7 protein-coding genes are annotated in these 6727 nt (G+C 65.9%); 4 read left to right on the top strand and 3 right to left on the bottom strand.

Going from position 1 to position 6727, the window contains the following annotated elements; genetic code table 11:
- The first annotated feature begins 38 nt into the window (after window positions 1-38).
- From LL06_RS20215 to LL06_RS20225, 3 genes are all read left to right on the top strand, one after another.
- Window positions 39-1172 (top strand): site-specific DNA-methyltransferase, encoded by a 1134-nt coding sequence (locus LL06_RS20215; RefSeq protein WP_035530984.1) that lies wholly within the window; start codon window positions 39-41, stop codon window positions 1170-1172.
- Between the two features lie 258 nt (window positions 1173-1430).
- Window positions 1431-1604 (top strand): CsbD family protein, encoded by a 174-nt coding sequence (locus LL06_RS20220; RefSeq protein WP_244447194.1) that lies wholly within the window; start codon window positions 1431-1433, stop codon window positions 1602-1604.
- Between the two features lie 79 nt (window positions 1605-1683).
- Entirely contained in the window at window positions 1684-2805 is a 1122-nt protein-coding gene (locus LL06_RS20225) for an AI-2E family transporter (protein ID WP_052161761.1), read from the top strand.
- Window positions 2806-2974: 169 nt separating this feature from the next.
- Here LL06_RS20225 and LL06_RS20230 read toward each other — a convergent pair whose 3' ends face one another.
- Window positions 2975-3451 carry a ferritin-like domain-containing protein gene (locus LL06_RS20230; RefSeq protein ID WP_035530991.1) on the bottom strand — a complete coding sequence of 159 codons (477 nt, stop codon included), beginning with the start codon at window positions 3449-3451 and terminating at the stop codon, window positions 2975-2977.
- Between the two features lie 160 nt (window positions 3452-3611).
- Between LL06_RS20230 and LL06_RS20235 the strand changes: the two genes are divergently transcribed.
- Window positions 3612-4841 carry an FAD-binding oxidoreductase gene (locus LL06_RS20235; protein WP_035530993.1) on the top strand — a complete coding sequence of 410 codons (1230 nt, stop codon included), beginning with the start codon at window positions 3612-3614 and terminating at the stop codon, window positions 4839-4841.
- Between the two features lie 24 nt (window positions 4842-4865).
- Here LL06_RS20235 and LL06_RS20240 read toward each other — a convergent pair whose 3' ends face one another.
- The gene (locus tag LL06_RS20240; RefSeq protein ID WP_035530995.1) at window positions 4866-5495 is read right to left on the bottom strand and encodes an HAD family phosphatase; all 630 of its coding nucleotides are present in this window, start codon (window positions 5493-5495) and stop codon (window positions 4866-4868) included.
- Window positions 5492-6595, bottom strand: a complete 1104-nt coding sequence (gene mutY, locus LL06_RS20245) for an A/G-specific adenine glycosylase (protein ID WP_035530997.1) — start codon at window positions 6593-6595, stop codon at window positions 5492-5494. The genes LL06_RS20240 and mutY overlap by 4 nt, the downstream gene beginning before the upstream one ends.
- Between the last annotated feature and the right edge of the window lie 132 nt (window positions 6596-6727).

Raw genomic sequence — 6727 nt, forward strand, 5'->3', positions numbered from 1 at the left:
AGGCTCAGTTGTTGCGTATGCGTAATGTGAGTATCCCCATGGCCCAGTCAGTATCGCTTGCCGAAATCCGTTCCGTCACCGCCACCCGCCAGTCCTGGCTCGACACGATCATCAAGGGCGACTGCGTGGCGGCGCTCGAGGCGCTTCCCGCCAACTCGGTCGACGTCATCTTCGCCGATCCGCCCTACAATCTCCAGCTCGGTGGCGATCTCGCCCGCCCCGACCAGTCGATGGTCGACGCGGTCAACGATCACTGGGACCAGTTCGAGAGCTTCGCCGCCTACGACGCCTTCACCCGCGCCTGGCTGCTCGCCTGCCGCCGCGTGCTCAAGCCCAACGGCACCATCTGGGTGATCGGCTCCTACCACAACATCTTCCGCGTCGGCTCGCAGCTCCAGGACCTGGGCTTCTGGCTCCTGAACGACATCGTCTGGCGCAAGACCAACCCGATGCCGAATTTCCGCGGCCGCCGGTTCCAGAACGCGCACGAGACCATGATCTGGGCCTCGCGCGACCAGAAGGCCAAGAGCTACACCTTCAACTACGAAGCCATGAAGGCCGCCAATGACGACGTGCAGATGCGCTCGGACTGGCTGTTCCCGATCTGCACCGGAGGCGAACGGCTCAAGGGCGAGGACGGCCGCAAGGTGCACCCGACCCAGAAGCCCGAGGCGCTTCTTGCCCGCGTGCTGATGGCCTCGTCCAAGCCCGGCGATGTCGTGCTCGATCCCTTCTTCGGCTCCGGCACCACCGGCGCCGTCGCCCGCAGGCTCGGCCGGCATTTCGTCGGCATCGAGCGCGAGCAGGATTACATCGACGCCGCCCGCGCCCGCATCGATGCGGTCGAGCCGCTCGGCAAGAACGAACTCACGGTGATGACCGGCAAGCGCGCCGAGCCGCGGGTGGCCTTCAACGTGCTCATCGAGGCCGGCCATGTCAAACCCGGCGACGTGCTGTTCGACGCCAAGCGCAAGCACCAGGCGATCATCCGCGCCGACGGAACGCTGGCCGCCAACGGCACCGCCGGCTCGATCCACAAGATCGGCGCCGTGGTGCAGGGCTTCGACGCCTGCAACGGCTGGACCTTCTGGCATGTCGACACACCCGACGGCCTCAAGCTGATCGACGATTACCGCACCGCCATCAGGCAGGAGATGGCGCGCGCCGGATAGCGCGCGGACACCGGATCCGGCGGGTCAAGTACCTTCAGTCCCCGCCGGTCATGCAGCGCCCGGGATGTGGAAACACAGCCCGGGCGTCTTGTTTGGCGAGGGCGGCATGCCCTCACCGGACACCGCCGGAAAAAATTCGCGACATTCCGGCAAATGCCGGTGAACCACAATCAGTGTCAGGCGTTATTGCAGGCAAGCAACAGCTTGCTTGGTCAGCGCCGCATTCGAGCGGCTCACAGGAGACTTGTCATGGGCAAGATGATTGATAAGACGAAGGCCGCCGGCAACAAGGTTGCGGGCGAGGTCAAGGACACTGTCGGCAAGGCAACCGGCAACGAACGGCTCCAGGCCGAAGGCAAGGCGCAGAAGGTGAAGGGCGCCGTGCAGGACGTGACCGGATCCGTCAAGGGCGCTCTGGGCAACAAGGTTTGAGTTTCAAACCTCGATCCTTGCCAACTGGCCGCAGCCCGTTCCGGGCGCGGCCTTTTTGTCTTTTCCGGTGAGGTTCCCTATGGATGCGCAGACGCCTCTTCCCCAACAGGACCTGACGACGATCAAGCGGGTCCTGATCGGCATCTTTATCGTTCTGGTCGCCCAGGTGCTGTTCGTCGCCCAGGATGTGGTGATGCCGATGGTGCTGGGGCTGCTGATCGCCCAGACCTTGAGACCGGTCGTCCGGTTCGCCGAAAAGCGCGGCATTCCCGCGGCCATCTCGGCGTTCCTGATCATCGTCTTTCTCGCCGGAGGCCTCGGGGTCGGCGCCTATTCGCTGTCCGGGCCGATTTCCGATCTGGTGTCGTCCGCGCCGGAAACGGGGCTGAAGATCCGGGAGAAATTCGCCGAATATCGCGACGAGATCGCGGCGGTGAAGGAGGCGAGCGAGCAGGTCGAGACCCTGACCGATGGCCCGTCGAGCAACGAGGCCCAGAAGGTGGTGGTCCAGCAGCCGGCTCTTCTGAGCGCCGCGGCATCCAATGCCTTTGTCGGCCTCACCACCCTCGTGGTCGCCTTGATCCTCGCGATGTTCCTGCTGTCGACCGGCACGCTGTTCTACGAGAAGATCGTCGGCATCATGCCCCTGCTGAGCGAGAAGAAGCGGGCGCTGCGCGTGATCTACGACGTCGAGCGCCAGGTGTCGCGCTACCTGTTCACCATCACCCTGATCAATGCGGGACTTGGCGTGGCGATCGGCACCGGCCTGTGGCTCTACGGCATGCCGAACCCGGTCATGTGGGGCTGCATCGCGGCGGTTCTGAATTTTCTCCCCTTCATCGGCGCCTGGGGCGGGGCCGTGGCCGTGGCGGCCACGGCGATGGTCGTCTATCCGACGCTCGGAGCCGCCCTGGTTGCGCCCGCCATCTATCTGGGCTTCACCATCCTCGAGGGCAATTTCCTCACGCCGATGATCGTCGGGCGCCGGCTCGAACTCAACATCGTCGCCGTGTTCCTGACCGTGACCGTCTGGGGCTGGCTGTGGGGCCTGCTCGGCGCGCTGATGGCGGTACCGATCCTGGTGGTCGTCAAGGTTCTCTGCGACAATTTCGAATCGATGAACGCTTTCGGCCAGTTTCTCTCGGGCCGCCCCGTGATCGAGGAAGAGGTGGAAGTGCCCGCCGCCGACAGCGCGGACTGAGGCGCCGAGGCGGCTGTCGCGATCCCTGGCAAGCGGGGGGAACCTCGCCGCGACCGGACTCCCTCGCCACTTGAAACGAAACATCAGGGCTGCGTCACCACAGCCCTGATGCATGTCCGGGAAGGTCCGCCCGCCGGAACAGGTCCGGCAGGCGAGGGGTCTTCGGGCCTCAGGCGGCCTCGTTGATTTCCGAAACGGCCAGATTGGTCAGCTTCGAGTTCGCCGCCTTTTCCTGGTCGAGGATGGCCGTGAGCAGGTCATGCGCCTCGGTGTGTCCGAGAACCTTCGCCCATTCGCGCAGCGTGCCGTAGCGGGCGATCTCGTAATGTTCGACAGCCTGGCAGGCGCCGATCAGCATGGCGTTGAGCGCTTCGCCTTCGGCTTCCTCGATGAGGCCGTCGGTTTCCTTGATCAGGCCTTCGATCGCGTCGCACTTCTCGCCCTCGGGCTTCTTGCCGATGGACTTGAAGACCTTGTCGAGGGTCTTGATCTGCTCCTTGGTTTCCGCGAGATGGCTCTCGACGGCGTCCTTGAGCTTCTTGCTCGTCGCCGCCTTGGCGACCTTCGGCAACGCCTTGGTCAAGGCGTTCTCGGCGTAGTAGATGTCCTGGAGTGTATGTTCGAAAGCATCTGCAAGAGTTTTCATGGTGGTGTCTCCGTTGGGGGTGGCATCGTCCAACGTCTGGTCTGCGGGTCCGTTCCACGCCCTTCGCGGAAAAAACCTATTGACCGATAATGCCGAATTCGCACCCGCGCGGGGGAACCAATGCGCGCCTGAGCGGTTGTGAGCCGCTGTCACCCAGGAGATGCCGATGGACGCCGCCACCCGAAAACGCGACCTTCGCGACTCCATGCCCTTGTGGGCATCCACGCCCTCGATCAGCGTCGTCACCTCGAAATCCTGTGCATCCAGAACCTATGACGTGATCATCGTCGGCGCCGGCATTTCGGGGGCGCTGGCGGCCGAGGCGCTTGCCGACGGCAAACGCTCGATCCTCGTCATCGACCGGCGCAAGCCCGTCACCGGATCGACCATGGCCAGCACAGCCATGATCCAGCACGAGATCGACACGCCGCTGAGCGATCTCGCCCGGATGATCGGCGAGGAGCCCGCGGCCCGCGCCTGGCGCCGCTCGGCGGCCTCGGTCAAGGCGCTCGGAAGCAAGGTGGCGGCGCTCGAACTTGCCTGCAGCTTCCGGGAAAAGCAGACGCTGTACCTCGCCGGCGAGGGCGGCGGCGCGCGGAAGCTGAGCGCCGAATTCCGGGCGCGGCAGGCGGCGGGGCTCGAAGTCACATATCTTGACGGCGCCGAGGTCGAGACCGGCTACGGGCTCGACCGGGAGGCAGGCCTGCTCAGCCAGGCCTCCGCCTCCTGCAATCCGGCGCAGATGACCGCGGGCCTGCTGCGCGCCGCCCGGGAGCGCGGCATCGAGATCGTCCAGGGCGTCGAGATCACCGACCTCGGCGAATTCGGCGACCGGGTGGTGCTCGCCACCTCCTCGGGATCGCTGCTCGAAGCGGGCCATGTGGTGTTCTGCACCGGCTACGAATTCCTCGAAAGCGTCGCCCAGAAAAGCCATTCCATCGCCTCCACCTGGGCGATCGCGACGCCGCCGATGGAGACGCTGCCGAAATGGCTCGCCGACACGCTGGTCTGGGAAGCCGCCGATCCCTATCTCTATTTCCGCATGACCCGCGACGGCCGCCTGATCGCCGGAGGCGAGGACGAGGACGACCCCGAGGCCTATCATTCGGCGGCCAAGATGAAATCCAAGCCGAAACGGATCGTCAAGAAGATCTCCGCTCTGCTCGGCATCAAGCTGCCGGAGCCGGACTTCGCCTGGTCGGCGGGCTTCGGCGTGACCCCGACGGGGCTGCCCTATATCGACCGGGTCCCCGGCATGAGCCGCGCCTTCGCGGTGATGGGCTTTGGCGGCAACGGCATCACCTTCAGCCAGATTGCCTCCGAACTCCTCAAGGCCGAGGTGAACGGCAAGCCCGATGCGGATGCCGACCTGTTCCGCTTTCCCGCCTGAGCCGCGGCGCCGGGGCGGACCAGGCTAGAGCCCGAACCGCGCCAGGTCCGCCCTGAGTTGCCCGGCCCCGGTGAACAGCACCGACTGCCAGCCCGCGGCGATGGCGCCATCGACATTCTTCTGGCTGTCGTCGATGAACAGGCAGGCGGCGGGATCCAGATCGAAGCTGGCGACATGGGTGTCGTAGATCTCGCGGTCCGGCTTGATCAGGCCGATCTCGCCCGACACGGTGACGCCGCGCGGGACCTTGAGGAAGGGAAACCTCTCCCGCGCCTCGCTGAAGGTGTCGGCGGCGAAATTGGTCAGCATCGTCACGTCGCGGCCCTGCTGGACCAGGTCGAGCATGATGTCGACGCTGTCGGCATAGGCGTGGCTCACCATCTCGTGCCAGTGCTGCCGGAAGGCGCGGATCATCTCGGCCTGGTCGGGGAACTGGTCGATCAGCAACGCCTCCGCCTCGGGCCAGCCGCGTCCCCGGTCCTGTTCGAGATTCCATTCATGGGTGCACACGGTGTCGAAGAAGCGGGCGCGCTCCGCCTCGTCCGGGATCAGCTGGCTGAAGGGAATGTTCGGATCGTAATGGATCAGCACCTTGCCGATATCGAACACGATATGGCGCACGGGTTGGCCTGCGGGCGGGATTGTCTCGCTCATGGTTTGCCTTTTCTGAACAGCGCCGGGAACGCGGCCCTCAGCGCCTTCTTCATCACGGTGGGCAGCGCTTCGCCGGGCAGCGAATCGCTGTCGCTCCACCAGCCCCCATGATCGGGGGCGGCGGTGACAACCGCATGAAAAACCTCGAGCCGCAATTCAAAATGTGTGAACACGTGTGAAACCACGCCCCGGCTGCGCCAGTCCGCGGCAAAAGGCGCCGATGTGGCGCTGGTCGCGCCATCGGCCCGCACCGTCCAGTTGGTGGTGGGCACCCCGGTCATGCCGCCGAGCAGGCCCTGGTCCGGGCGCTTGACCAGAAGCACCGCGCCGTCGCCCCGTTCGGCCACGAAGGCCGCCCCCAGCCGCACCGGCTTCACCTTCTTCGCCGGCTTGACCGGAAACTGCTCCTGCCGCCCGGACAGGCGGGCGAGACAGGTTTCGGTGAACGGGCACAGCGCACAGGCCGGCCGCCGCGGCGTGCAGATGGTAGCACCAAGATCCATCAGGCCCTGCGCGAAATCGCCAGGCCGCTGCTCCGGCGTCGCCGCGTCGACGGCGGCGCGGATCTCGGTCTTGGCCGAGGGCAGCGGCGTGTCGATCTCGTAGAGCCGTGTGAACACGCGCTCGATATTGCCGTCGACCACCGCCGCCCTTCGGTCGAAGGCGATCGCCGCGATCGCCGCGGCGGTGTAGGGGCCGATGCCGGGCAGGGTGCGCAGGCCTTCCTCGGTGTCGGGGAACCGGCCGCCATGCTCGGCCGCCACCACATCGGCGCAGCGCTTGAGATTGCGGGCGCGGGAATAATAGCCGAGTCCGGCCCAGGCCTTCATCACGTCCTCGGTCTCGGCGGCGGCGAGATCGGTGACGCGCGGCCAGCGCTTGGCGAAAGCGGCGAAATAGGGCTTCACTGCCTGCACGGTGGTCTGCTGCAGCATGATTTCCGACAGCCAGACCCGGTAGGGATCGGCCACCACGCCATGGACCCTTTCGGCGGGGCTCACCCGCCAGGGCAGCGCGCGCGCATGCCGGTCGTACCAGGCAAGCAGCAGCGCCGCCAGATCCGGCTCAGGCGCAGTCTGTGAGGGCGTGGCGGATGACATTGAAGCCTTGGCGGTGGGACGGAGACGGGACACAGGATGTAGGTCGCCCGGTTGCGACCGCAAGGCGATCATGTCCTTCCCGCTGCCCGGGCGCAATCCACGCCCGGGGTTTTCCCCGCGGCATCGGCGGGG

The sequence above is a fragment of the Hoeflea sp. BAL378 genome, from assembly GCF_000759435.1.
In the GTDB taxonomy this organism is placed as follows: Bacteria; Pseudomonadota; Alphaproteobacteria; order Rhizobiales; family Rhizobiaceae; genus Hoeflea.